The sequence below is a fragment of the Paraburkholderia sp. J41 genome, assembly GCF_905220235.1.
Lineage (GTDB): Bacteria > Pseudomonadota > Gammaproteobacteria > Burkholderiales > Burkholderiaceae > Paraburkholderia.
Genome location: NZ_CAJMZE010000017.1, coordinates 94,831 through 117,204, shown reverse-complemented (window position 1 = coordinate 117,204; position 22,374 = coordinate 94,831). Strand labels below are relative to the sequence as shown.

Genomic DNA, 22,374 nt, shown 5'->3' with positions numbered 1-22,374 from the left:
TCCTACCGAACGAAAACCTGCCGCGGGTTTCATACACTCGCTGCGGCAGACGTGGCGTTCCATGCTGCGTGCGCCCGGGACCGGGCGTACCTTGCTGCGCACCGCTTGGGCGCTCGGTCAGCGGTCAATCTCGCCGAACACGATGTCTTGCGTGCCGATGATCGTGACCGCGTCGGCAATCATGTGCCCGCGCGCCATTTCATCGAGCGCCGCCAGATGCGCATAGCCCGGCGCGCGGATTTTCAGACGATACGGCTTGTTCGCGCCATCCGACACCAGGTAGATGCCGAACTCGCCCTTCGGATGCTCGACCGCGGCGTACGCCTCGCCTTCCGGCACATGGAAGCCTTCCGTAAAGAGCTTGAAGTGGTGAATCAGCTCTTCCATGTTCGACTTCATGTTCACGCGCGAGGGCGGCGCAACCTTGTGATTGTCGACCATCACCGGACCCGGATTCTTGCGCAGCCACTCAATGCACTGTTTCGCAATGCGCGTGGATTGACGCATTTCCTCGACGCGCACGAGATAGCGGTCGTAGCAGTCGCCGTTCACGCCCACGGGAATGTCAAAGTCCAGTTGATCGTAAACTTCGTACGGCTGCTTCTTGCGCAAATCCCATTCGATGCCCGAACCACGCAGCATCGCGCCGGAAAGACCAAGCTGCATCGCGCGCTCGGGGCTCACCACGCCGATGCCCACGAGACGCTGCTTCCAGATGCGGTTGTCGGTGAGGAGCGTTTCGTACTCGTCGACGCAACCGGGAAAGCGCGTGAAGAAGTCGTCGATGAAATCCAGCAGCGAGCCCTGGCGCGCCTCGTTCATCTTCGCCAGCGCTTTCTCGTTGTGGATTTTCGACGCCTTGTATTGCGGCATTGCGTCGGGCAGGTCGCGGTACACGCCGCCCGGCCGGTAGTAAGCCGCATGCATGCGCGCACCCGACACCGCCTCGTAGACGTCCATCAGGTCTTCGCGCTCGCGAAACGCGTAGAGGAACACCGCCATCGCGCCGACGTCGAGCGCGTGCGAGCCGATCCACATGAGGTGGTTCAGCACGCGCGTGATTTCGTCGAACAGCACGCGGATGTACTTCGCGCGCACCGGCACGTCGAGGCCGAGCAGCTTTTCGATGGCCATCACGTAGCCGTGCTCGTTGACCATCATCGACACGTAGTCGAGACGGTCCATGTACGGCACCGACTGGATGAACGTCTTGCTCTCGGCGAGCTTTTCGGTCGCGCGATGCAAGAGGCCGATATGCGGATCGGCGCGCTGGATCACTTCGCCGTCAAGCTCGAGCACGAGGCGCAGCACACCGTGCGCTGCCGGGTGCTGCGGGCCGAAGTTGAGCGTGTAGTTCTTGATCTCTGACATGCGACCCTCTTAGTGTTTCCTCAGACCGCCGTAACGATCCTCGCGGATCACGCGCGGCGTGATTTCGCGCGGCTCGATAGTAACCGGCTGGTAGACCACGCGCTTCTGTTCCGGGTCGTAACGCATTTCGACATAGCCCGAAACCGGGAAGTCCTTGCGGAACGGATGGCCGATGAAGCCGTAGTCGGTCAGGATGCGGCGCAGGTCGGGATGGCCTTCGAAGACGATGCCGAACAGGTCGAATGCTTCGCGCTCGTACCAGTTGGCCGAACTCCAGATTTCGACGACCGAGGGAACGATGGGCACGTCGTCGTCCGGCGCGAACACGCGCAGACGCAAACGCCAGTTGTTGGTGAGAGAAAGCAGATGCGAGACGGCCGCGAAGCGCGGGCCTTCCCACGCACCGTCGCCGTACGTCTGATAATCGACGCCGGACAGGTCCATGAGTTGCTCGAAACGCAGCGACGGATTGTCGCGGAGTTCCAGGGCAACGTTCAGGTAATCTACCGCTTTTATGACCAAGGTCAACTCACCGAGCGCTTCGGTGAGGCTGACGACGCGCGCACCAAGGGTCGCTTCGAGGTTCGCTTTCAGGGTCTCGAGTTTGCTTGCCATATTGTGAGGAGGCGCTCGGCCTTTATTGACGGGCGATGGTGCTGGTGCGGCGAATCTTCGCCTGCAACTGGATCACCCCGTACACCAGGGCTTCCGCTGTCGGCGGGCAACCCGGCACGTAGACGTCGACGGGCACGATGCGATCGCAGCCGCGCACGACGGAATACGAATAGTGATAGTAGCCGCCGCCGTTCGCGCACGATCCCATCGAGATCACCCAGCGCGGCTCGGCCATCTGGTCGTAGACCTTGCGCAGCGCGGGCGCCATCTTGTTGCAGAGCGTGCCGGCCACGATCATCACGTCCGATTGACGCGGGCTCGGGCGGAACACCACGCCAAAACGGTCGAGGTCGTAGCGGGCCGCGCCCGCGTGCATCATTTCGACCGCACAACACGCCAGGCCGAACGTCATCGGCCACAGGGAGCCGGTGCGCGTCCAGTTGATCAGCTTGTCAGCCGTGGTGGTGACAAACCCTTCCTTCAAGACCCCTTCGATACTCATGTGCTTTCCACTCCAGACGAACGGCCCGCAGTGTCGCGTCCTGCAGTGCCGCCGATGCTATCCGGCGATTGATCCATTATTCCCAGTCGAGACCGCCTTTCTTCCAGATGTAGGCGAAGCCCAGCAGGAATTCGAGCAGAAACAGCATCATCGACAGGAAACCGGGCCAGCCGATATCGCGCAGGGCCACGCCCCACGGAAACAGGAACGCCGTTTCGAGGTCGAAGATGATGAAAAGGATGGCCACGAGGTAATAGCGTACGTCGAACTTCATGCGCGCGTCTTCGAACGCTTCGAAGCCGCACTCGTACGGCGAATTCTTTTCGCTGTCGGGCCGGTTGGGACCGAGGATCTTGCCGATGGTGACCAGCGCTATGCCCAGACCGAGACCCACGAGGAGGAACAGGAGAACGGGGTAATAGGCAGCGAGGTTCAAGGCTATCCTCTATCGGTTGGTTCTGAGGTTCCGCGGAACTTCGATCGCTCCGCGGGAGTCACTTCACATACTTCGCGCTGCGAACAGAAAACAAACACGACGTAAGAAGCAAAAATGCCAGCCGAAGCTGAAGCAAGCGGCTGGCATCTTTTAGATAACATTGGTGCCGACGGCGAGACTCGAACTCGCACAGCTTTCGCCACTACCCCCTCAAGATAGCGTGTCTACCAATTTCACCACGTCGGCACTACATGCAATCCGGGACAACAAATCCTTGCAACCCGCGAATCGCTTCAAGACTTAAATTCTAACTTGTTTTCGCTCTTTGTTCAACGCACAAAAACAAGTTTTTAAAATTTTACTTCGGTACGTCGTTGCCCGGATTCGACGCTGCCGCGGGAGCCGCTGCTGCCGAAGAAACCGGCGACGCCGCTACCGGAGCCGAGGCTGCCGAGGCCGGAACGACGGGGGCCGAAGCCACGACAGGAGCCGAAGCCGCGGCGCCCAGTAAGCCCGCCGAAGGCTTCGAATGATACGACCCCAGGTACGTTAATGCAAGCGTGGACACGAAAAACACCGTTGCGAGAACGGCCGTGGTACGCGACAAAAAGTTGGCCGAACCGCTCGCGCCGAACAGGCTGCCCGAGGCGCCGCTGCCGAATGCGGCGCCCATGTCCGCGCCCTTGCCGTGCTGCAACAACACGAGGCCGATCACCCCGAGCGCCGACAGAAGCTGAACGACGATAATCAACGTTTTCAAATACAGCATCACACTCACCTGAGTCCTGGTTGAAACGCCCCGCCCTCGCGGACAAGACGCATAAGCAGCCCGCGCGACGCCGACGCGCCGCCCGCAAGCCTTTAGCCCGCGACGCTTTCGCCCGCCGCAGCGGCCGTGCAAATCGCGAGGAAATCCCCTTCTTTCAACGACGCGCCGCCGATCAGGCCGCCGTCGATGTCTTCCTGGCGGAAGAGTTCCGCCGCATTTTCGGGCTTCACGCTGCCGCCGTAGAGCAGCGGCACGTTCGCCACCGCCGCACCCTTGGCCGCGAGACGCGCGCGCAGAAAGGCATGCACCTCCTGCGCCTGTTCCGAAGTCGCGCTCTTGCCGGTGCCGATCGCCCAGACCGGCTCGTAAGCCACGACGATGCGCGCCGCCTCTTGTTCCGAAAGCGCCGCCAGCACCGCGTCGAGCTGCGCGCCAACCACACGCGCCGTTTCGCCCGACTCACGCTGGGCGAGCGTTTCGCCCACGCAGACGATCGGCGTCAAGCCCGCTGTCAGCGCGCGCAACGCCTTCTGCGCAACCACTTCCGAGCTTTCGGCGTGATACGCGCGGCGCTCGGAGTGACCCACGATCGCATAAGCGGCTTCGAAGTCGACGATCATGCCCGCGGCGATCTCGCCCGTGTAAGCGCCCTGCTCGTGCGCGGACACGTCCTGCGCGCCCCACGCGACCCGGCTGCCGCCGAGCAGCGCCTGCGCCTGCGCGAGATAGGGAAACGGCACGCATACACCGACCTGCACGCCCGCGGGCAGCGCTTGCGCGCCGCGCGCGACGCCCTGGAGCAGCGCCGCGTTGGCCGCCAGGCGGCCATGCATCTTCCAGTTACCGACTACAAGCTTCGATCGTAGTTTCGTCATTGTTCCGGTTGCTGTTAAAAGCGGACGCAAAACACATAATTTTACTGCGTGAAATCCGCGCGGGTCAAACCAGGACGCCTTCGCTGCGCGAAAAACGTCCGGAAAATCAAGTGCAACCCCTCATGCGGCGTTCCAGTCCAGCATGATCTTGCCGATATGCTCGCTGCTTTCCATCAGCGCATGGGCCTCGGCGGCTTGCGCTGCGGGAAACACGCGGAACACGACCGGCTTGATACGGCCCTCTTCCACGAGCGGCCAGACGGTTTGCTTCAGCTCCTGCGCGATCCGGGCCTTGAAGTCGACCGAGCGCGCGCGCAGCGTCGACCCGGTGATCGTCAGGCGCCGGCGCATGATTTCGGCCATGTTGACTTCGGCTTTCGCGCCGCCGAGGGTCGCGATCAGCACGAGGCGGCCGCCGTCGGCCAGCGCGGAAAGCTCGCGCGGCACATAGCCGCCCGCCACCATGTCGAGGATCACGTCCACGCCGCGGTCGTTCGTGAGCGCCTTCACCACTTCGACGAAATCGCCGTCGCGGTAATTGATCGCGCGCTCCGCGCCCAGCTCCTCGCATGCGCGGCATTTGTCGTCCGAGCCGGCCGTCGCGAACACGCGAAAACCCAGCGCATGCGCGATCTGGATCGCCGTGACGCCGATGCCGCTCGAACCGCCTTGCACGAGCAGCGTTTCGTTCTGGCCGCCCTCGCCGCGCCCGAGTTGCGCGCGTTGGAACACGTTGCTCCAGACCGTAAAAAAGGTCTCGGGCAGCGACGCCGCCTCGACGTCGCTCAAACCCTTCGGCACCGGCAGACACTGGCCGAGCGGGGCGATGGCATATTCGGCATAACCGCCGCCCGCGATCAGCGCGCACACGCGGTCGCCGACCTTGAGGCCGAAAGGATTGTTTTTCTCGTCGATATTACCGCCGACGATCTCGCCCGCCACCTCCAGCCCAGGCAGATCGGAGATGCCGGGCGGCGGCGCGTACGAGCCCTTGCGCTGAAACACGTCGGGACGGTTCACGCCCGAGGCGCTCACCTTGATCAGCACTTCCCCGGCTTTCGGCTCGGGGGTCGGCCGTTCGGCCAGCTTGAGCACGTCCGGCGCACCGAATTCCGTAATCTCGACTGCCTTCATCTTGCTTCTCCCTTGCGCGTGGCGTTCCGGTCTGGATGGCATGGCGCCCGCCGTGCAGGCGCCATGCCATCCCTGCTTCACATTCTCAGCACATTCTCATAAAAAAACGGCCGGCGCGTATTGCACGCTGCCGGCCGTTCGAGCTTACCGCGTTACTGCTGCGGCTCGCCCTGCGGAGCACCGCCGTTCTGCTCGTTGAGCAGCGCCTTGGCGGACAGGCGCACGCGGCCCTTCTCGTCCGTCTGGATAACCTTGACCTTCACGACCTGGCCTTCCTTCAGGTAGTCGTTGATGTCCTTGATGCGCTCGTTGGCGATTTCGGAAATGTGCAGCAGGCCGTCCTTGCCCGGCAGCAGGTTCACGATCGCGCCGAAATCGAGCAGCTTGAGGACCGCGCCTTCGTACACCTGGCCCACTTCGATTTCGGCCGTGATGTTTTCGATGCGCTTCTTCGCTTCGGCCATGCCTTCGCTCGACGTCGAAGCGATGGTCACCACGCCGTCGTCCGAGATGTCGATGGTCGTGCCGGTTTCTTCCGTCAGCGCGCGGATCACCGAACCGCCCTTGCCGATCACGTCACGGATCTTTTCCGGGTTGATCTTGATGGTGATCATGCGCGGAGCGTACGCCGACAGCTCCGTGTTCACGCCCGAGACCGCCGAGGTCATCTTGCCGAGAATGTGCATGCGGCCTTCCTTCGCCTGCGCGAGCGCGACCTGCATGATTTCCTTCGTGATGCCCTGGATCTTGATGTCCATCTGGAGCGCGGTCACGCCGGCTTCGGTGCCCGCCACCTTGAAGTCCATGTCGCCGAGGTGATCTTCGTCGCCGAGGATGTCGGTCAGCACGGCGAACTTGTTGCCTTCGAGGATCAGGCCCATCGCGATGCCGGCGACGTGCGCCTTCATCGGCACGCCGGCGTCCATCAGCGCGAGGCAGCCGCCGCACACCGAAGCCATCGACGACGAACCATTCGATTCGGTGATTTCCGACACCACGCGGATCGAGTAGCCGAACTCTTCGGCGCTCGGCAGGCACGCGACGAGCGCGCGCTTCGCGAGACGGCCGTGGCCGATTTCACGGCGCTTGGGCGAGCCGACACGGCCCGTTTCGCCGGTCGCGAACGGAGGCATGTTGTAGTGGAGCATGAAGCGGTCGCGGTACTCGCCTTCGAGCGCGTCGATGATCTGCTCGTCGCCCTTGGTGCCGAGCGTGGCCACCACCAGCGCCTGCGTTTCGCCGCGCGTGAACAGCGCCGAACCGTGGGTGCGCGGCAGGACGCCCGTGCGGATTTCGATCGGGCGCACCGTGCGCGTGTCGCGGCCGTCGATACGCGGCTCGCCGTTCAGGATCTGCGAGCGGACGATCTTCGCTTCGAGGTCGAACACGATGTTGCCGACGGTCGCCTTGTCGGCCGCCGTGGCGCCGGCCGCCGACGCCTGCGCTTCGAGCTTCGCCGACGTGGCCGCGTAGACTTCCTTCAGCTTGGCCGAACGCTGCTGCTTGTCGCGCAACTGGTACGCGGCGAGCAGGTCGTTGTAGGCGATGTCGGTGACGCGCGCGATCAGCGCTTCGTCCTTCGGCGCCGGCGTCCAGTCCCATTCGGGCTTGCCGCCGTCGCGCACGAGTTCGTGGATCGCGTCGATGGCCGTTTGCATCTGCTCGTGACCGAATACCACCGCGCCGAGCATCACGTCTTCGGGCAACTGGTCCGCTTCCGATTCCACCATCAGCACGGCGCGCTCGGTGCCGGCCACGACCAGGTCGAGGCGCGAATCCTTGATCTGCGCGCGCGTCGGGTTCAGCACGTATTCGTTGTTGATGTACGCGACGCGTGCCGCGCCCACCGGGCCGTTGAACGGCAGGCCCGACACGGCCAGCGCCGCCGAAGCACCGATCAGCGCGGGAATGTCAGCCGGGATTTCCGGGTTGATCGACAGGACGTGGATCACGACCTGCACTTCGTTGTAATAGCCTTCCGGGAACAGCGGGCGCAGCGGACGGTCGATCAGGCGCGAGATCAGCGTTTCGCCTTCCGACGGGCGGCCTTCGCGGCGGAAGAAGCCGCCCGGAATCTTGCCGGCCGAATAGGTCTTTTCGATGTAATCGACGGTGAGCGGGAAGAAGTCCTGGCCCGGCTTGGCGGTCTTCGCGCCAACGACGGTCGCGAGCACGACGGTATCTTCGACGTCGACGATCACCGCGCCGCTGGCTTGACGGGCGATCTCGCCCGTTTCGAGGCGAACGTTGTGCTGGCCCCACTTGAATTCTTTCACGACCTTATTGAATATCGTCATAGTCACTCACTCCTTACTCATTGTTTATGCGGCGCTCGCACACGCGAACGTCGCGGCAAGACAGGACCGGCACCGCGCAGGAAGAGGAGTGTTATGCCATTCCAGCGGAACGCGCGGTTGCGACAGTTGCGCACGGTCTGCTGGAATGACACAGAGCTCTGCCCCGTGGCTTGGCCTGCTGCTCATTTGCTGCTTGCTACGGCTCAGTACGTCTGAAACTTCGGTGTTGCGCAATCCTGTTAAACGATACGCATCGCGTGAAGCGTGCCGTTCAAAAACAAAATGCCTGCATCAGCGGAAACTGACACAGGCATCTTTGTGGAAGACCTTCCGGTTACTTGCGCAGACCCAGCTTTTCGATCAGCGCGCGGTAACGGTCAGCGTCCTTGCCCTTCAGGTAGTCGAGCAGCTTGCGGCGACGGCTCACCATGCGCAGCAGACCGCGGCGGCTGTGGTGATCCTTGGCGTGCGACTTGAAGTGCGCGGTCAGTTCGTTGATGCGCGACGTGAGCAGCGCAACCTGAACTTCGGGCGAACCCGTGTCATTCGTGCCGCGCGCGAATTGCGCGACGACTTCGGACTTCTTGATGTTTGCTACGGACATGTGCTTTTCCTTGGTTTCTCACAGGCGGTCACGGAAGAATGGCCGTGCCGTGTTTGACGAACGCTTGCCATGAAAATACGGCAAGACGCGCATTGTAGCACAGCGCACATGCGCCGCGAACCGCGCATGTGCGTGGCGATTCAGGCGCGGAGCAACGCGGATTCACGACGGCTTCGAAGCCGCTTCAAGGCAACATCGAAGCCACCGCGAAGCAACCTCGAAGCAACCTCGAAGCCGCTTCAGGGCCGCTTCATCCGGCAGACCGTGGCGGGCGCGGTGCGCTCGGCGGGCAGCGCGAGAACCGTGCGAAAACCGTAGCCCGAACCTTCGTTGTCGTAGCGAACGTCGCTCGCGCCCTGTTTGTCCATCTGCATCACGTAAAGGGGCTGGATCGCCTGATGGTCGTCGGCGCGCATCCACATCGGATGGAAACTTTTTTGCGCCCCCTCGAAGCGCAAGCCCTCCAGCGCCTTCGCCACGGCCTGCGGGTCGGCCGTGCCCGCCTTCGTCATTGCCTGCGCGAGCATTTCCACCATCATCGACATGCGCAGCACCGGGTAATCGTCCCGGGCCGCCGGAAAGCGCGCGCGATACGCCTTGTACCAGGCGTCCGAAGCCGCGCCGCCCGCATTCGGGTGCCAGTCGGCGACGGCGATCACGCGCTGCACGCCCGCGTCGCCGAGCGCGGCCGGCGCGCCCAGACTGTTGCCATAGAACGTGTAGAACTTCGTGTCGAGCCCCTGTTCGCGCGCGGCCTTCACGAGCAGCGTGAGGTCGTTGCCCCAGTTGCCCGTGATCACGGCGTCGGCGCCCGCGGCGCGAATCTTGGCGATATAGGGCGCGAAGTCCTTCACGCGGCCGATCGGGTGGAATTCGTCGCCCACGACGGCGATATCGGGCCGATCCTTCGCCAGCGCCGCGCGCGCGAGCGTGCTCACGTCATGGCCGAAGCTGTAGTCTTGGTTGAGCAGATAGACCTTCCTGACCGATGGATCGGCGGCGATCACGTCCGCGAGCGCGTCCATGCGCATGCCCGCGTGGGCGTCGAAGCGAAAGTGCCAGAAACTGCAATTGGCGTTGGTGAGCGCGGGGTCGTCGGCGGAATAATTGAGAAACAACTCGCGATTGCCGGGCTCGCGCGCGTTCTGCCGGTCGATGGCGGTGACGAGCGCGGCCGCGACCGCCGAACTATTGCCCTGCATCACATAACCGATGTGCCGGTCCTGCGCGGCGCGTAGCTGCACGAGCGCCGCTTCGGTGCTGCCCTTGCTGTCGAGCACCACGAGTTCGAGCGGATGCCGCCCGTCGCGCAACGGCACGCCGCCCTGCGCGTTGACTCGCTCCACGCCGAAGCGCAGATTGCGCTCGACGGCCGCGCCCGCATCCGCGAACGGCCCGGACATGCCTTCGATCAGCGCGAGCGGAATGGGCGCTGCGGTTGCCGATGCGGTCGGCGCGGCCGCCTGCGCCGTGGCGGCGTTGAGCGTGGCCGCCAGCATCGCCGCCATGACCAGCCCGCGCGTCGTTGTTGCCTTCATGCGTTTTTTCCTGCGATGGATCAAGTTCGAGTCGAAGCGCGGATCATAGGACGCCCCGGCGCCCGCCGGCAACAACGCCGCTGCGCGCCGCGCCGGGCGCCGTGTCAAAATAAGCGACCGAAATCGGGAGACACCATGCTGATCCGCTTTTCTCAGGCGCTCGCGGCTCGCGCGCGCCTCGCCTTCCTGGCCGGCGCGCTCGCGCTCGCCGGTTGCGCGCAGCCGTGGCAGCAGTTCCACGCCGGCGACGACGCGCAAGCCGTCATCGCGCGCTTCGGGCCGCCGCGCGAAGTCTACGATCTGCCCAACGGCGGCAAGCGACTGATGTGGCCCACCCAGCCGATGGGCGAAACCACCACCGCCGCCGACATCGACGCCAACGGCAAGGTCGTCGACCTGCGCCAGGTGTTGCAGGTGAACGAGTTCTATCGCGCCGAAATCGGCAAGTGGACGCGCACCGACGTGCTCGTGAACTTCGGCCGCCCCGTCGAGACTTCGTATTTCCCGCTGATGAAGCGCAACGTCTGGACGTATCGCTACGAGGAAGACAACGTCTGGTATTTCCTCTACAGCTTCTATTTCGACGACGACGGCATTCTGCGCCTCACGCAGAAAACGCCCGATCCGCTGCACGACCCGGATCGCCGCAGCCTGTTCTGAAGCCGCCGCGCCACGAAAAACCCCTGCAATTTTTGCGATTGCAGGGGTTTTTTATCGCCCGCAGCCCGGCGCGCGTGACGCGACGCCAGGCGCCGCCGCTTACGAGCGCTGCGGGTTGAGCTTGTCGGAATCCGACGAATAGAGCTTGTTGAGCGCCGAGATATACGCCTTGGCCGATGCCGCGACGATATCCGGGTCCGTGCCCACGCCGTTGACGATGCGGCCCGCCTTCGAAAGACGCACCGTCACTTCGCCCTGCGCCTGGGTGCCCGTCGTGATCGCGTTCACCGAGTAGAGCAGCAGTTCCGAGCCGCTGCCCACTTCGGTTTCGATCGCGTTGAGCGTGGCGTCGACAGGACCGTTGCCCGCCGCCTCGCCCGTCACTTCCTTGCCGTCGGCCGAAAACACGATGCGCGCGTGCGGACGTTCGCCCGTTTCCGAGCGCTGCGCGAGCGAGATGAACTTGTAATGCTCCTTCTCCTGCGCTTCGGCCGACTCTTCCGTCACGATGGCGATGATGTCTTCGTCGAAGATTTCGGCCTTGCGGTCGGCGAGTTCCTTGAAGCGCGCGAATGCGCCGTTGAGTTCGGCTTCGCTTTCGAGCTGCACGCCGAGTTCCTGGAGGCGCTGCTTGAACGCGTTGCGGCCCGAGAGCTTGCCGAGCACGATCTTGTTCGCGCTCCAGCCCACGTCTTCCGCGCGCATGATTTCGTAGGTGTCGCGCGCCTTGAGCACGCCGTCCTGGTGAATGCCCGAGGCGTGTGCGAACGCGTTCGCGCCCACGACCGCCTTGTTCGGCTGCACGACGAAACCCGTGATTTGCGAGACGAGCTTGGAGGCCGGCACGATCTGCGTGGTGTCGATGCCGAGATCGAGGCCGAAGTAGTCCTTGCGCGTTTTCACGGCCATGACGATTTCTTCGAGCGACGTGTTGCCCGCGCGCTCGCCGAGACCGTTGATCGTGCATTCCACCTGGCGCGCGCCGCCGATCTGCACGCCGGCCAGCGAGTTGGCCACGGCCATGCCGAGGTCGTTGTGGCAATGCACGGAGAACACGGCCTTGTCCGAATTCGGAATGCGCTCGCGCAGCGTCTTCACGAGGTTGCCGTAGAGTTCCGGCACGCCGTAACCGACCGTATCGGCGATATTGATCGTGGTCGCGCCTTCGTTGATGACGGCTTCGAGCACGCGGCACAGGAAGTCCATGTCCGAGCGGCTGCCGTCTTCGGGCGAGAATTCCACGTCGTTGGTGAACTTGCGCGCGAAACGCACGGCCAGCTTCGCCTGTTCGAGCACCTGCTCCGGCGACATGCGCAGCTTCTTCTCCATGTGCAGCGGCGACGTGGCGATGAAGGTGTGGATGCGGAAGTGGTCGGCGGGCTTGAGCGCGTCGGCGGCGCGCTGGATGTCCTTGTCGTTGGCGCGCGCGAGCGAGCAGATCGTGCTGTCCTTCACCATGCCGGCGATCGTGTGGATCGCGTCGAAGTCGCCGTTCGAGCTGGCGGCGAAGCCCGCTTCGATGATGTCGACCTTCATGCGCTCGAGTTGCTTTGCGATGCGGATTTTCTCTTCCTTCGTCATCGACGCGCCGGGCGACTGTTCGCCGTCACGCAACGTGGTATCGAAGATGATGAGCTTTTCTGCTGCCATTTCGGGTCTCCAGGGGGGACTTGTTCAGTGTCTACAAACGGATTTTGAGTGTTCGCGCCACCGTTGGCGACGCTGACAATGAACGAAGCGGACGGAGGGCGAGCGAGATCAGCGCGGCAGGCGCGCTAGCGCTAGCGTGCGTAGGGGCGCGCCGGCTTGAAGGGGAAAGAGGGGGAACGTGATCGTTGCCATGCCGCCGACTATAGCCGGAATCCGCTGATAGCGCAATCCGGGCAAGCGCCGCCCGCGCCCCGCTTCGCGCCCGCCGACGGGCTCAAAGCGGGCACAAAGTAGCCACAAAGACGGCAACGAAGCGGCCACGCAAAAACAAAAAGGGCCACGCTCGCGCGCAGCCCTTTCTTCGCTTGGTGGTTCGCGCGCCCTAGCGCTCGCGTGGCGACGAACGCGCCGGATTCGCGCGGCCCCGCACCGCCTGGTACGCCCAGAACACGTAGCCCGACAAACCGTACAGCACGAACAAGCCGAACAGCATGAGCGGCGGATCGGACGACACGAGCACGAACGCCACCACCACGAGCAGCGTGGCCGCGAACGGCACGCGATGGCGCACGTCGAGCGCCTTGCCGCTGTAGAACGGCGCGTTCGACACCATGGTCACGCCCGCGTAGATCGTCAGCACGAACGCGACCCACGGCAGCCATGCGAGCTTCACCGGCACGCGGTTGTCGGTGGCGAGCCAGACGAAGCCCGCGATCAGCGCGGCCGCGGCCGGGCTCGGCAGGCCCTGGAAGAAGCGTTTATCGACTGAACCGATGTTCGTGTTGAAGCGCGCGAGACGCAGCGCCGCCCCGGAACAGTAGACGAACGCCGCGAGCCAGCCCCAGCGCCCGAGGTCCTTGAGCACCCATTCGTACATCACGAGCGCGGGCGCCACGCCGAACGACACCATGTCGGAGAGGCTGTCGAACTGCTCGCCGAACGCGCTTTGCGAATGCGTCATGCGCGCGACGCGCCCGTCCATGCCGTCGAGCACCATCGCCACGAAAATGGCGATGGCCGCCACTTCGAAGCGCACGTTCATGGCCTGCACGACCGCGAAGAAACCGCAAAAAAGCGCGGCGGTCGTGAACGCGTTGGGCAGCAGATAGATGCCGCGCTTCTTCAGGAACTCCTGACGCGCCGCGCGCCGGCCCGCGGCCACGCCGACGGGCTCCTGCACGGACTTGTTGCGGCGAAACGGCCGCGGCAGCGGCGCGCCGGGCGCATTACGGGGTCGACGCTTGAAACCGGCCATCGCAGCCCTCCTTTATGCCGATTGCGTCGGCAGTTCGGCGAGGATCGTCGACGAAGCGGAGACCTTTTCGCCGATCGACACGCGCGGACGGCTGCCCACCGGCAGGTACACGTCGACCCGCGAGCCGAAGCGGATGAAGCCGTAGCGCTGGCCCCGCGCAAGCGGCTCGCCCGCGCGCACGTAGCAAAGAATGCGGCGCGCGATGAGGCCCGCGATCTGCACCGAGGTGACGGCCGTGCCGTCGGCCATGGTCAGCACGACGGCGTTGCGCTCGTTCTCGGTCGACGCCTTGTCGATGGCGGCGTTCAGGTACGCGCCGGGGAAATATTCGACCTTGGCGACGGCGCCATCCACGGGCGAGCGTTGCGAATGCACGTTGAACACGTTCATGAACACGCTGATCTTGAGCGCTTCCCGGTTGGCATACGGATCATGCGCGGTTTCCACGGCCACGATGCGGCCGTCGGCCGGGCACAGCACGGCGTTGGGCTGGGTGGGAATCGGGCGCGGCGGATCGCGGAAGAACTGGACGACGAAAATCAGGATGAGCCAGAACGGCCATGCGAGTCCGAAGCCTGCGACCGCATGGATCAAGAGCGCCACGACGGCCGCAATGGCGATGAACGGCCAGCCTTCGCGCGCGATGATCGGATGAGGGTAATTCATGGTGGCTTCGCTGTTATTTTAAAACCCGTAGGATAGCAAAAGCCGCCCAGGGAACGTCCCACCTGGGCGGCTTTTTCGGGTCCGACGCGGGAACGATTGCTGCGCAGCAACGCGATACCGCGTCGCGGAACGCGGCAATCGAACCAGGGATGTCAGATTAGTTCTTCGACTGGTCGACGAGCTTGTTCGCGGCGATCCACGGCATCATCGCGCGCAGCTTCGCACCGACCACTTCGATCTGGTGCTCGGCGCCAAGCCGGCGGCGCGATTGCAGCGTCGGCGCGCCGGCCTTGTTTTCGAGGATGAAGCTCTTGGCGTATTCGCCCGTCTGGATGTCCTTCAGGACTTCCTTCATGACCTTCTTCGTTTCGGCCGTGATCACGCGCGGACCCGTCACGTACTCGCCGTATTCGGCGTTGTTCGAGATCGAGTAGTTCATGTTCGCGATGCCGCCTTCGTAGATCAGGTCGACGATCAGCTTCAGTTCGTGCAGGCACTCGAAGTACGCCATTTCCGGCGCATAGCCCGCTTCCACCAGCGTTTCGAAACCGGCCTTGATGAGGTCGACCGTACCGCCGCACAGCACGGCTTGCTCGCCGAACAGGTCGGTTTCGGTTTCTTCGCGGAAGTTCGTTTCGATGATGCCGGCACGGCCACCGCCGTTGGCCGCCGCGTACGACAGCGCGATGTCACGCGCCGAACCCGACTTGTCCTGATGCACCGCGATCAGGTGGGGCACGCCGCCGCCTTGCGAGTACGTGCCGCGCACCGTGTGGCCCGGCGCCTTCGGCGCGATCATGATGACGTCCAGATCCGAGCGCGGGATCACCTGGCCGTAGTGAACGTTGAAGCCGTGCGCGAACGCGAGGGCTGCGCCGTTCTTGATGTTCGCGTGAACTTCCTTCGCGTAGACATCGGCGATCTGCTCGTCGGGCAGAAGCATCATGACGACGTCGGCGTTCTTCACCGCTTCGGCCACTTCCTTGACCTGGAGGCCGGCGTTCTCGGCCTTGCTCCACGAGGCGCCGTTCTTGCGCAGGCCGACCGTGACGTTCACGCCGCTGTCCTTCAGGTTCAGCGCGTGGGCGTGGCCTTGCGAGCCGTAACCGATGATGGTGATCTGCTTGCCCTTGATGAGAGAGAGATCGGCGTCCTTGTCGTAGAAAACTTTCATGTTGGTTCCTTGGCGAGATACAGGTGAATTCGGTACTGCTTGTTAGCTTGTGCTGCACGCCGGATGCGTCACAGGTTGCGCCACATCCGGTTCAAGTTCCGGTGCAAGATCGACTGGGTCGGGTCACACCTTCAGAATGCGCTCTCCGCGCCCGATGCCCGAGCCGCCCGTACGGACGGTTTCGAGAATCGCGGTCGCGTCGATCGCCTCGATGAACGCGTCGAGCTTGTCGCTCGCACCCGTCAGTTCGATCGTGTAGGTCTTTTCGGTGACGTCGATGATGCGGCCGCGGAAAATATCCGCCATCCGCTTCATCTCTTCACGCTCCTTGCCGACCGCCCTTACCTTGATCAGCATCAGCTCGCGTTCGATGTGGGCGCCCTCGGTCAGGTCGACCACTTTCACCACCTCGATCAGGCGGTTCAGATGCTTCGTGATCTGTTCGATCACGTCGTCCGAGCCAATGGAAACGATGGTCATGCGCGACAGCGAACGGTCTTCGGTCGGCGCCACCGTCAAGGTTTCGATGTTGTAGCCGCGTGCGGAGAAGAGGCCGACCACGCGCGAAAGCGCGCCCGGCTCGTTTTCCAGCAGAACGGAAATGATGTGTCTCATGATGTGATCCGCGATTTGTCCAGTTAGCGTGTGCCGCCCTTCCCCGCGAACCCGCGCGCCCGTTGTGTGGGCGCGCGCCGCGCAAGGTACGAACGGCGCCGTGCAAATACCGTTAGAGGTCTTCCGAGCCGAGCAGCATCTCGGTGATGCCCTTGCCGGCCTGAACCATCGGCCAGACGTTTTCGGAAGGGTCGGTCTGGAAATCGAGGAACACCGTGCGGTCCTTCAAACGCAGCGCTTCCTTGAGCGCCGGCTCGACGTCCGCCGTCTTTTCGATCCGCATGCCGACGTGGCCATACGCTTCGGCGAGCTTCACGAAGTCAGGCAGCGCATCCATGTACGAATGCGAATAGCGCTTGCTGTATTCGATCTGCTGCCACTGGCGGACCATGCCGAGGTAGCGGTTGTTGAGCGAAATGATCTTCACGGGCGTGTCGTACTGCTTGCAGGTCGACAGCTCCTGAATGCACATCTGGATCGAGCCTTCGCCCGTGATGCACAGCACGTCGTCGTCGGGGTGCGCCATCTTCACGCCCATCGCCGCGGGCAGGCCGAAGCCCATCGTGCCGAGACCGCCCGAGTTGATCCAGCGGCGCGGCTGGTTGAAGCGGTAGAACTGCGCGGCCCACATCTGGTGCTGGCCGACGTCGGAGCACACGAAGGCGTTGCCGCCCGTGAGTTCCCACGCCTTTTCCACCACGTACTGCGGCTTGATGATCTCGCTCGAACGGTCGAACTTCAGGCAGTTCTTCTCGCGCCAGCCTTCGATGTCCTTCCACCAGTCGGCGAGCGCGGCCGCGTCCGGGCCGTGTTCGGCGTGCTGAAGCTGCTCGATGAGCTCCTTGAGCACTTCCTTCACGTCGCCGACGATGGGAATGTCGACCTTCACGCGCTTGCTGATCGACGAAGGGTCGATGTCGATGTGGATGATCTTGCGCGGCCGCGAGGCGAAGTGCGCCGGGTCGCCGATCACGCGGTCGTCGAAGCGCGCGCCGATCGCGATCAGCACGTCGCAGTGCTGCATCGCCATGTTGGCTTCGTAGGTGCCGTGCATGCCGAGCATGCCGAGGAACTTGCGGTCGCTCGCGCGATAGCCGCCCAGACCCATGAGCGTGTTCGTGACCGGATAGCCGAGCAGGTCGGCGAACTGGTTCAGCTCGCGCGACGCGTCCGCGAGGATGATGCCGCCGCCGGTGTAGATATACGGACGCCTGGCCGAGAGGAGCAGCGAAACCGCCTTGCGGATCTGCCCCGAATGGCCCTTGGTGACCGGGTTGTACGAACGCAATGCGACGTTCTTCACCGGTTCATACGCGCACGGCGTCTTCGACACGTCCTTCGGAATGTCGATCAGCACGGGGCCGGGACGGCCGGTGCGCGCAATGTAGAAAGCTTTTTTGACGGTGGCGGCGAGGTCGCGCACGTCCTTCACGAGGAAGTTGTGCTTCACGCAAGGACGCGTGATGCCGACCGTGTCGCACTCCTGGAAGGCGTCCTGACCAATCGCGGCGGTAGGCACCTGGCCGCTGATGATCACCATCGGGATCGAGTCCATGTAGGCCGTCGCGATGCCCGTCACCGCATTGGTGACGCCAGGTCCCGAGGTCACGAGGCACACGCCGACCTTGCCGGTCGAACGCGCGTAGGCGTCGGCCGCATGCACGGCAGCTTGCTCGTGGCGCACGAGAACGTGCTGGATCTTGTCCTGCTTGTACAGCTCGTCGTAAATGTAGAGCACCGAGCCGCCGGGATAGCCCCAGATGAAATCGACCTGCTCGTCGGCGAGCGCCTTCATCAGCACGGTTCCGCCGATGGAGGTGTGAGCTTGAGGGTCAGATTCTTGCGAGGGGGGGACCGACGTGGAGAATTCCGCGCTGGGCATATTCATCATTCACCTTTCGAATTTTCGGCAAAAAATTGATCGGGTGCTCTCTGCCGGGCTTGTGGCTCGGGTTCAAGCGGCGCGTCCAGTTGACAGATGAGCTTCTTGGGCTCATCTCAATTGAGACAGGTCACTTATGTTGCGAACCGTCGAAGATAGCGGCTCGATGCTGTTCGGTCAAGCAATTATTGAGAAGCCCGGCATGAACATTGCGGCCGCGCCGGCCTTCCTCGCTGCGCCGTCGGTAAAATAGGGAAACGGCGACGCTTTTTCGCATCGGGGCAAAGTCCTCGCAAACCCCGCTGCCGCAGGCTTCGCCCCATGGCGCGACACGGCGGTGTGACCCTTCGCTAACCGGTGGGCGCGAAAATTTGCTAGCATCCGCCAGTTTTACGACATTTTTCGAACGATAACGCGTACGCTGGTGGCGACGCCCTGCAACGGATGGCTTCAGACAAGGAACTCGCCGATTTCCTGGCGGGCGTCGAAAGACGCGCGTTCAAGCAGACGGTCTACGCCGTGAGGGACGACGACGCCTCGCTCGACATCGTGCAAGACGCGATGATCAAGCTCGCGGAAAAATACGGCGACCGTCCCGCCGCCGAACTCCCCCTGCTCTTTCAGCGTATTTTGCAAAATACGATGCACGACTATTTTCGTCGGCAGAAAGTGCGCAATACGTGGGTGAGCTTGTTCTCGTCGCTCGGCGGCGCCGACGACGAGGATTTCGATCCGCTCGAAACCTTCGAGGCGGCGCAGGGATCGGCTGGCGCGGAGAGCAGCGAGCAGCAGATCGAGCGCGCCCAGGTGCTCCAGCTCATCGACGACGAAATCCAGAAGTTGCCGGCACGTCAACGGGAGGCGTTTCTGATGCGTTACTGGGAAGATATGGATGTCGCCGAGACTGCCGCCGCCATGGGCTGCTCCGAGGGCAGCGTGAAAACGCACTGCTCGCGGGCCACCCACACGTTGGCGCAGGCGCTCAAGGCCAAAGGAATCACGCTATGAGCTCCTCCCTCGAAAATAAAGAATTCGAATTCGGGCGGGAAATGCGTCGCGCGCTCGACGAGAGCGCCGCCAATCTGCCCGCTCCCACCACCGCCCGCCTTGCCGCCGCCCGCCAGGCCGCGCTCGCCCGCAAGAAAGCCGAACCGGTGTTCGTGCGCGCGCCCGCGCTGGCCGCGGCCGGCGTCGGCAGTCTGGCCGGCGCGCCCAGCCCGCTGCCCGCGCGGCGCCGCTCGGCGCTCGGGCGCTTCGCGCTCGCATGGCCGCTCGCCGCGCTCGTGGCGGGGCTGTTCGCCATCGCGTACTTCGAAGATCAGCAACGCACCGCTGAACTCGCCGATATCGACGCGGCCATGCTGAGCGACGACCTGCCGCTCACGGCCTATCTCGATCACGGATTCAACGCGTATCTGACGCGCGCGCACTGAGCGAAAGCATCGGCCGGGAATCAGGAAACGGAAAGCCACTGAGAGAGCAGGAGACCGACGGGGTGAGTTACAAGCGCGGCCTGGCCGTAGTCATTGGATGCGTGGTCGCGGTGCTGGTCTCGTACGCGGCGACCTACCCGCGCTTTCATCCCGAGCCGGCCGGCGAGCCCGCGTCCGGCGCAGGCGTTCAAGCCAAGGCGCCGGCCGCCGACAGCCCGCTCGCCGCCGACTTTTCGCCGCCGCTGCCCGGTCAGAACGACCCGCTTGCGTGGTCGCGCCTGACCGCCGCGCAGCACGAAGCGCTCGAGCCTTTCGCCACGCAGTGGGATCGCTTCAGCGCCGAGCGCAAGCGCAAATGGCTGAAGATCGCCGCGCGTTACCCGAAACTACCGCCTGAAGCACAAAAGCGCCTGCATGAGCGCATGGCCGAATGGGTACGCATGACGCCCGAGCAGCGGCGCGTCGCGCGCGAGAATTATCAGGCCTCGAAGGAACTGCCCCCGCAGGCGCGCCAACGCGCGTGGAAGGCCTACCAGCAGTTGCCCGAGGACCAGAAGGCGCGGCTCGCCGCGACCGAGCGCAAGCGCCGGCCCACTGTCGTGAGCGCGCCGCCGAGCGGCAACAAAAGCGAAATCCGCGACATCCAGCGCCTTGTCAATGAACGCGACCGCCGCGGCGGATCGCATGCGCCGGGTGCGGCTTCGGGTGCGGCGCCCGCCAGCACCACGGGTTCGGCCATTCCCGCGCCGGGCTCGCCCGCGGCAGCGGCCGCGGCGGCCATCGCCTCCGGCATTCCCGCGGCCGGCAGTTTCGTGCCCGCCACGCCCATTCCCGTTTCTCCCGCCGAAGCGCCCGCCGCCTACAAAGGCTCGTAGGCAAGCGCATGGGCAAAGCCTCGCGAAAAGGCGCGTAAACCCCGTCGAGCGGCCTGCGCGTTCGCGGTTATGCTTCGGAAATCCCGCTTTACGTTCTCTTCCGAATCGACCGCACCGTGTCCGAAAGCGCCCCGGCCTCGACCCTCCCGACGCCCGCGAACGCCGATAGCGGCGCCGCGCCGCCGCCTTCATCGCCTTCGCCGCCTTCGCCTTTGCCCGTCTCCATCCGCCGCCGTCTTGCCGCGCTGCTCTACGAGAGCGTGCTGCTGTTCGGCGTGATCTTCGCCGCCGGCCTCGCCTTTAGCCTCGTGCTTCAGCAGCGCAACGGCTACACGCATCACAACCTCATGGCCGGGTGGATCGTGCTCGTCGCGGGCGCGTACTTCGCGGGTTTCTGGCACAAGAGCGGCCAAACCTTGCCGATGAAAACCTGGCGCCTGCGCGTGGTCGGCCCGGACGGCACGCCGCCTTCCGTCGCGCGCGCGATCGCGCGTTATGCGGCCGCGTGGCTGTGGTTCCTGCCGCCGCTCGCGCTGCATCCCCTCTTCGATCTGTCGATTCCGCACACGCTCGCGCTCGAAGCCGCGTGGTTCGCGATCTGGGCCGCTAGCGCGCGTTTCGCGGCCGACCGGCAGTTCCCGCACGACCGCATCGCGGGCACGCGCATCGTCGCCGTCGCGCGCACGCACACGCGCACCTGAGCCGGCGCCGCGCCGCCCGCAAGGCGCACGTAACAAGACCTTCTTGTGACTGTCACGGCACGGTCACGCCCGCAGGTTGGAATGCGCGTATTGCAACCTGCCGCGTGTGCCATGGCCCAGAAGACGTCCGCGACCGCCCTGTTCCGGCAAACCACCGGCCGAGGCACCGACCCCGCCGACTTTGATCCGCTTCCGAACGTCGCGCCCTTCTCCCCACCGCTTGCTCCCGCTTCGGCGCTCGACGCCGCGCCCGCCACCGGCGGCTCCGACGACGATCATCCCGATCCCACCCGCTACCGCACCATCTGGCTCTCCGACATCCATCTGGGCACGGGCGGCTGCCAGGCGTCGTATCTGCTCGACTTCCTGCGCCACAACGAGTCGGAATATCTGTACCTCGTGGGCGACATCATCGACGGATGGCAACTGCGCAAAGGCTGGTACTGGCCGCAGGCGCACAACGACGTCGTGCAGAAAATCCTGCGCAAGGCGCGCAAGGGCACCCAGGTCGTCTACATCCCCGGCAATCACGACGAAGCCGCGCGCCAGTTCTGCAATCTCGCGTTCGGCGACATCCACGTGCGCGAGGAAGCGTTTCACACGACGCTCTCGGGCAAGCGTCTCTGGGTCGTGCACGGCGATCTCTTCGACGGCGTGATCCAGCATGCGAAGTGGCTCGCGTATCTCGGCGACTCCGCATACACGCTGATCCTGCTGCTCAACCGCTGGTTCAACCGCATTCGCGCCAGGCTCGGCTTCCAGTACTGGTCGCTCTCGCAGTACCTCAAGCATCAGGTGAAGAACGCCGTGAACTTCATCTCGTCGTTCGAGCGCGTGATGACCGACGAAGCGCGCCGCCGCGGCTGCGACGGCGTGGTGTGCGGGCACATTCACAAGGCCGAAATCCGCGAGATCGACGGCGTGCTGTATTGCAACGACGGCGATTGGGTCGAAAGCCTCACCGCGCTCGTCGAAACCTTCGAGGGCGAATTGCGCATCGTCAACTGGACGGTGATGAAAGCTCCGCAAGTGCAGGCGTCCACGCGCAAGGCGCGGGTCAGCGCCTGAGCGCGCAGGGCGGCCCGAACGGCTCGAATCGTCAAGGACGCGCATGTTGGGCGCGCCCGGCCTCGCCGATCGACCGCGAGCACGCGCCGACGCTGGCGCAGCGAAGCGGCCACGAAGCGGCCACGAAGCGCGCATGAAGCGCCCAGGAAGCGCGCATCAAGCGCACCGGAAACCGCACCGAAAAACCGCATCAAAAACCGCATCAAAAACCGCATCAGCAACGCAGTCACAACACCACCGAGCACTATCCGAGG

The 22,374-nt window shown here is 64.1% G+C and carries 22 protein-coding genes and 1 tRNA gene; 6 read left to right on the top strand and 17 right to left on the bottom strand.

The annotated features are described in order from the left end of the window. Positions 1 to 117 precede the first annotated feature (117 nt). The 11 genes from U5805_RS18950 to U5805_RS18900 all read right to left on the bottom strand — a co-directional run bounded on the left by U5805_RS18950 (position 118) and on the right by U5805_RS18900 (position 10,102). Positions 118 to 1,371 carry an NADH-quinone oxidoreductase subunit D gene (locus tag U5805_RS18950; RefSeq protein ID WP_322105026.1) on the bottom strand — a complete coding sequence of 418 codons (1,254 nt, stop codon included), beginning with the start codon at positions 1,369 to 1,371 and terminating at the stop codon, positions 118 to 120. A gap of 9 nt (positions 1,372 to 1,380) precedes the next feature. Continuing rightward, positions 1,381 to 1,986: an NADH-quinone oxidoreductase subunit C gene (locus U5805_RS18945; RefSeq protein WP_322105025.1), complete on the bottom strand. Its 606-nt coding sequence runs from the start codon at positions 1,984 to 1,986 to the stop codon at positions 1,381 to 1,383. Between the two features lie 22 nt (positions 1,987 to 2,008). Further along, positions 2,009 to 2,488 (bottom strand): NuoB/complex I 20 kDa subunit family protein, encoded by a 480-nt coding sequence (locus U5805_RS18940; protein ID WP_027819582.1) that lies wholly within the window; start codon positions 2,486 to 2,488, stop codon positions 2,009 to 2,011. Between the two features lie 76 nt (positions 2,489 to 2,564). After that, positions 2,565 to 2,924 carry an NADH-quinone oxidoreductase subunit A gene (locus U5805_RS18935; RefSeq protein WP_322105024.1) on the bottom strand — a complete coding sequence of 120 codons (360 nt, stop codon included), beginning with the start codon at positions 2,922 to 2,924 and terminating at the stop codon, positions 2,565 to 2,567. 161 nt (positions 2,925 to 3,085) lie between these two features. Next, positions 3,086 to 3,170 (bottom strand) — tRNA-Leu (locus U5805_RS18930). Between the two features lie 112 nt (positions 3,171 to 3,282). Beyond that, positions 3,283 to 3,693, bottom strand: coding sequence for a preprotein translocase subunit SecG (secG, locus tag U5805_RS18925; protein WP_322105023.1), 411 nt, complete (start codon positions 3,691 to 3,693; stop codon positions 3,283 to 3,285). 92 nt (positions 3,694 to 3,785) lie between these two features. Continuing rightward, positions 3,786 to 4,568: a triose-phosphate isomerase gene (gene tpiA / locus U5805_RS18920; protein WP_322105022.1), complete on the bottom strand. Its 783-nt coding sequence runs from the start codon at positions 4,566 to 4,568 to the stop codon at positions 3,786 to 3,788. Positions 4,569 to 4,688: 120 nt separating this feature from the next. Further along, positions 4,689 to 5,702 (bottom strand): NAD(P)H-quinone oxidoreductase, encoded by a 1,014-nt coding sequence (locus U5805_RS18915; RefSeq protein WP_322105021.1) that lies wholly within the window; start codon positions 5,700 to 5,702, stop codon positions 4,689 to 4,691. Positions 5,703 to 5,854: 152 nt separating this feature from the next. After that, complete coding sequence (pnp, locus tag U5805_RS18910) at positions 5,855 to 7,999, bottom strand: polyribonucleotide nucleotidyltransferase (RefSeq protein WP_322105020.1); 2,145 nt, start codon at positions 7,997 to 7,999, stop codon at positions 5,855 to 5,857. 334 nt (positions 8,000 to 8,333) lie between these two features. Beyond that, a complete protein-coding gene (rpsO, locus tag U5805_RS18905; protein ID WP_322105019.1) occupies positions 8,334 to 8,603 on the bottom strand; it encodes a 30S ribosomal protein S15 in 270 nt (89 codons plus the stop codon). A 239-nt stretch (positions 8,604 to 8,842) separates the two neighbouring features. Continuing rightward, the gene (locus U5805_RS18900) at positions 8,843 to 10,102 is read right to left on the bottom strand and encodes a branched-chain amino acid ABC transporter substrate-binding protein (RefSeq protein ID WP_322105061.1); all 1,260 of its coding nucleotides are present in this window, start codon (positions 10,100 to 10,102) and stop codon (positions 8,843 to 8,845) included. Between the two features lie 174 nt (positions 10,103 to 10,276). On the opposite strand from U5805_RS18900, the gene U5805_RS18895 reads away from it, so the two are divergent. Then, positions 10,277 to 10,801: a hypothetical protein gene (locus tag U5805_RS18895; RefSeq protein WP_322105018.1), complete on the top strand. Its 525-nt coding sequence runs from the start codon at positions 10,277 to 10,279 to the stop codon at positions 10,799 to 10,801. A 99-nt stretch (positions 10,802 to 10,900) separates the two neighbouring features. On the opposite strand, the gene U5805_RS18890 is transcribed toward U5805_RS18895, so the two are convergent. From U5805_RS18890 to U5805_RS18865, 6 genes are all read right to left on the bottom strand, one after another. Next, complete coding sequence (locus tag U5805_RS18890; protein ID WP_322105017.1) at positions 10,901 to 12,451, bottom strand: 2-isopropylmalate synthase; 1,551 nt, start codon at positions 12,449 to 12,451, stop codon at positions 10,901 to 10,903. A 382-nt stretch (positions 12,452 to 12,833) separates the two neighbouring features. After that, positions 12,834 to 13,706: a CDP-diacylglycerol--serine O-phosphatidyltransferase gene (pssA, locus tag U5805_RS18885; protein WP_322105016.1), complete on the bottom strand. Its 873-nt coding sequence runs from the start codon at positions 13,704 to 13,706 to the stop codon at positions 12,834 to 12,836. A gap of 12 nt (positions 13,707 to 13,718) precedes the next feature. Continuing rightward, a complete protein-coding gene (locus U5805_RS18880; protein WP_322105015.1) occupies positions 13,719 to 14,372 on the bottom strand; it encodes a phosphatidylserine decarboxylase in 654 nt (217 codons plus the stop codon). 157 nt (positions 14,373 to 14,529) lie between these two features. Beyond that, positions 14,530 to 15,546, bottom strand: coding sequence for a ketol-acid reductoisomerase (gene ilvC, locus U5805_RS18875; protein WP_322105014.1), 1,017 nt, complete (start codon positions 15,544 to 15,546; stop codon positions 14,530 to 14,532). A gap of 123 nt (positions 15,547 to 15,669) precedes the next feature. Continuing rightward, positions 15,670 to 16,161 carry an acetolactate synthase small subunit gene (ilvN, locus tag U5805_RS18870; RefSeq protein ID WP_027795483.1) on the bottom strand — a complete coding sequence of 164 codons (492 nt, stop codon included), beginning with the start codon at positions 16,159 to 16,161 and terminating at the stop codon, positions 15,670 to 15,672. Positions 16,162 to 16,273: 112 nt separating this feature from the next. Beyond that, positions 16,274 to 18,049: an acetolactate synthase 3 catalytic subunit gene (locus tag U5805_RS18865; RefSeq protein ID WP_322105060.1), complete on the bottom strand. Its 1,776-nt coding sequence runs from the start codon at positions 18,047 to 18,049 to the stop codon at positions 16,274 to 16,276. Positions 18,050 to 18,487: 438 nt separating this feature from the next. Here U5805_RS18865 and U5805_RS18860 point away from each other — a divergent pair, with 438 nt between their 5' ends. From U5805_RS18860 to U5805_RS18840, 5 genes are all read left to right on the top strand, one after another. Next, the gene (locus U5805_RS18860; protein WP_322105013.1) at positions 18,488 to 19,051 is read left to right on the top strand and encodes an RNA polymerase sigma factor; all 564 of its coding nucleotides are present in this window, start codon (positions 18,488 to 18,490) and stop codon (positions 19,049 to 19,051) included. Then, the gene (locus U5805_RS18855) at positions 19,048 to 19,476 is read left to right on the top strand and encodes a DUF3619 family protein (protein WP_322105012.1); all 429 of its coding nucleotides are present in this window, start codon (positions 19,048 to 19,050) and stop codon (positions 19,474 to 19,476) included. Before U5805_RS18860 ends, U5805_RS18855 begins: the two co-directional genes overlap by 4 nt. Before the next feature lie 62 nt (positions 19,477 to 19,538). Continuing rightward, positions 19,539 to 20,351: a DUF3106 domain-containing protein gene (locus U5805_RS18850; RefSeq protein WP_322105011.1), complete on the top strand. Its 813-nt coding sequence runs from the start codon at positions 19,539 to 19,541 to the stop codon at positions 20,349 to 20,351. Positions 20,352 to 20,467: 116 nt separating this feature from the next. Beyond that, complete coding sequence (locus U5805_RS18845; protein ID WP_415914629.1) at positions 20,468 to 21,052, top strand: RDD family protein; 585 nt, start codon at positions 20,468 to 20,470, stop codon at positions 21,050 to 21,052. A 111-nt stretch (positions 21,053 to 21,163) separates the two neighbouring features. Further along, complete coding sequence (locus tag U5805_RS18840; protein ID WP_322105010.1) at positions 21,164 to 22,120, top strand: UDP-2,3-diacylglucosamine diphosphatase; 957 nt, start codon at positions 21,164 to 21,166, stop codon at positions 22,118 to 22,120. Positions 22,121 to 22,374: the final 254 nt, after the last annotated feature.

Excerpts from the sequence above, each read along its gene's own strand:
- U5805_RS18855 (WP_322105012.1), top strand. The coding sequence starts at position 19,048 with ATGAGCTCCTCCCTCGAAAATAAAGAATTCGAATTCGGGCGGGAAATG.
- U5805_RS18945 (WP_322105025.1), bottom strand. The coding sequence starts at position 1,986 with ATGGCAAGCAAACTCGAGACCCTGAAAGCGAACCTCGAAGCGACCCTT.
- U5805_RS18840 (WP_322105010.1), top strand. The coding sequence starts at position 21,164 with ATGGCCCAGAAGACGTCCGCGACCGCCCTGTTCCGGCAAACCACCGGC.
- pssA (WP_322105016.1), bottom strand. The coding sequence starts at position 13,706 with ATGGCCGGTTTCAAGCGTCGACCCCGTAATGCGCCCGGCGCGCCGCTG.
- U5805_RS18895 (WP_322105018.1), top strand. The coding sequence starts at position 10,277 with ATGCTGATCCGCTTTTCTCAGGCGCTCGCGGCTCGCGCGCGCCTCGCC.
- pnp (WP_322105020.1), bottom strand. The coding sequence starts at position 7,999 with ATGACGATATTCAATAAGGTCGTGAAAGAATTCAAGTGGGGCCAGCAC.
- ilvN (WP_027795483.1), bottom strand. The coding sequence starts at position 16,161 with ATGAGACACATCATTTCCGTTCTGCTGGAAAACGAGCCGGGCGCGCTT.
- U5805_RS18880 (WP_322105015.1), bottom strand. The coding sequence starts at position 14,372 with ATGAATTACCCTCATCCGATCATCGCGCGCGAAGGCTGGCCGTTCATC.
- U5805_RS18860 (WP_322105013.1), top strand. The coding sequence starts at position 18,488 with ATGGCTTCAGACAAGGAACTCGCCGATTTCCTGGCGGGCGTCGAAAGA.
- rpsO (WP_322105019.1), bottom strand. The coding sequence starts at position 8,603 with ATGTCCGTAGCAAACATCAAGAAGTCCGAAGTCGTCGCGCAATTCGCG.
- secG (WP_322105023.1), bottom strand. The coding sequence starts at position 3,693 with ATGCTGTATTTGAAAACGTTGATTATCGTCGTTCAGCTTCTGTCGGCG.
- U5805_RS18890 (WP_322105017.1), bottom strand. The coding sequence starts at position 12,451 with ATGGCAGCAGAAAAGCTCATCATCTTCGATACCACGTTGCGTGACGGC.
- U5805_RS18950 (WP_322105026.1), bottom strand. The coding sequence starts at position 1,371 with ATGTCAGAGATCAAGAACTACACGCTCAACTTCGGCCCGCAGCACCCG.
- U5805_RS18865 (WP_322105060.1), bottom strand. The coding sequence starts at position 18,049 with ATGAATATGCCCAGCGCGGAATTCTCCACGTCGGTCCCCCCCTCGCAA.
- ilvC (WP_322105014.1), bottom strand. The coding sequence starts at position 15,546 with ATGAAAGTTTTCTACGACAAGGACGCCGATCTCTCTCTCATCAAGGGC.
- U5805_RS18900 (WP_322105061.1), bottom strand. The coding sequence starts at position 10,102 with ATGCTGGCGGCCACGCTCAACGCCGCCACGGCGCAGGCGGCCGCGCCG.
- U5805_RS18915 (WP_322105021.1), bottom strand. The coding sequence starts at position 5,702 with ATGAAGGCAGTCGAGATTACGGAATTCGGTGCGCCGGACGTGCTCAAG.
- tpiA (WP_322105022.1), bottom strand. The coding sequence starts at position 4,568 with ATGACGAAACTACGATCGAAGCTTGTAGTCGGTAACTGGAAGATGCAT.
- U5805_RS18940 (WP_027819582.1), bottom strand. The coding sequence starts at position 2,488 with ATGAGTATCGAAGGGGTCTTGAAGGAAGGGTTTGTCACCACCACGGCT.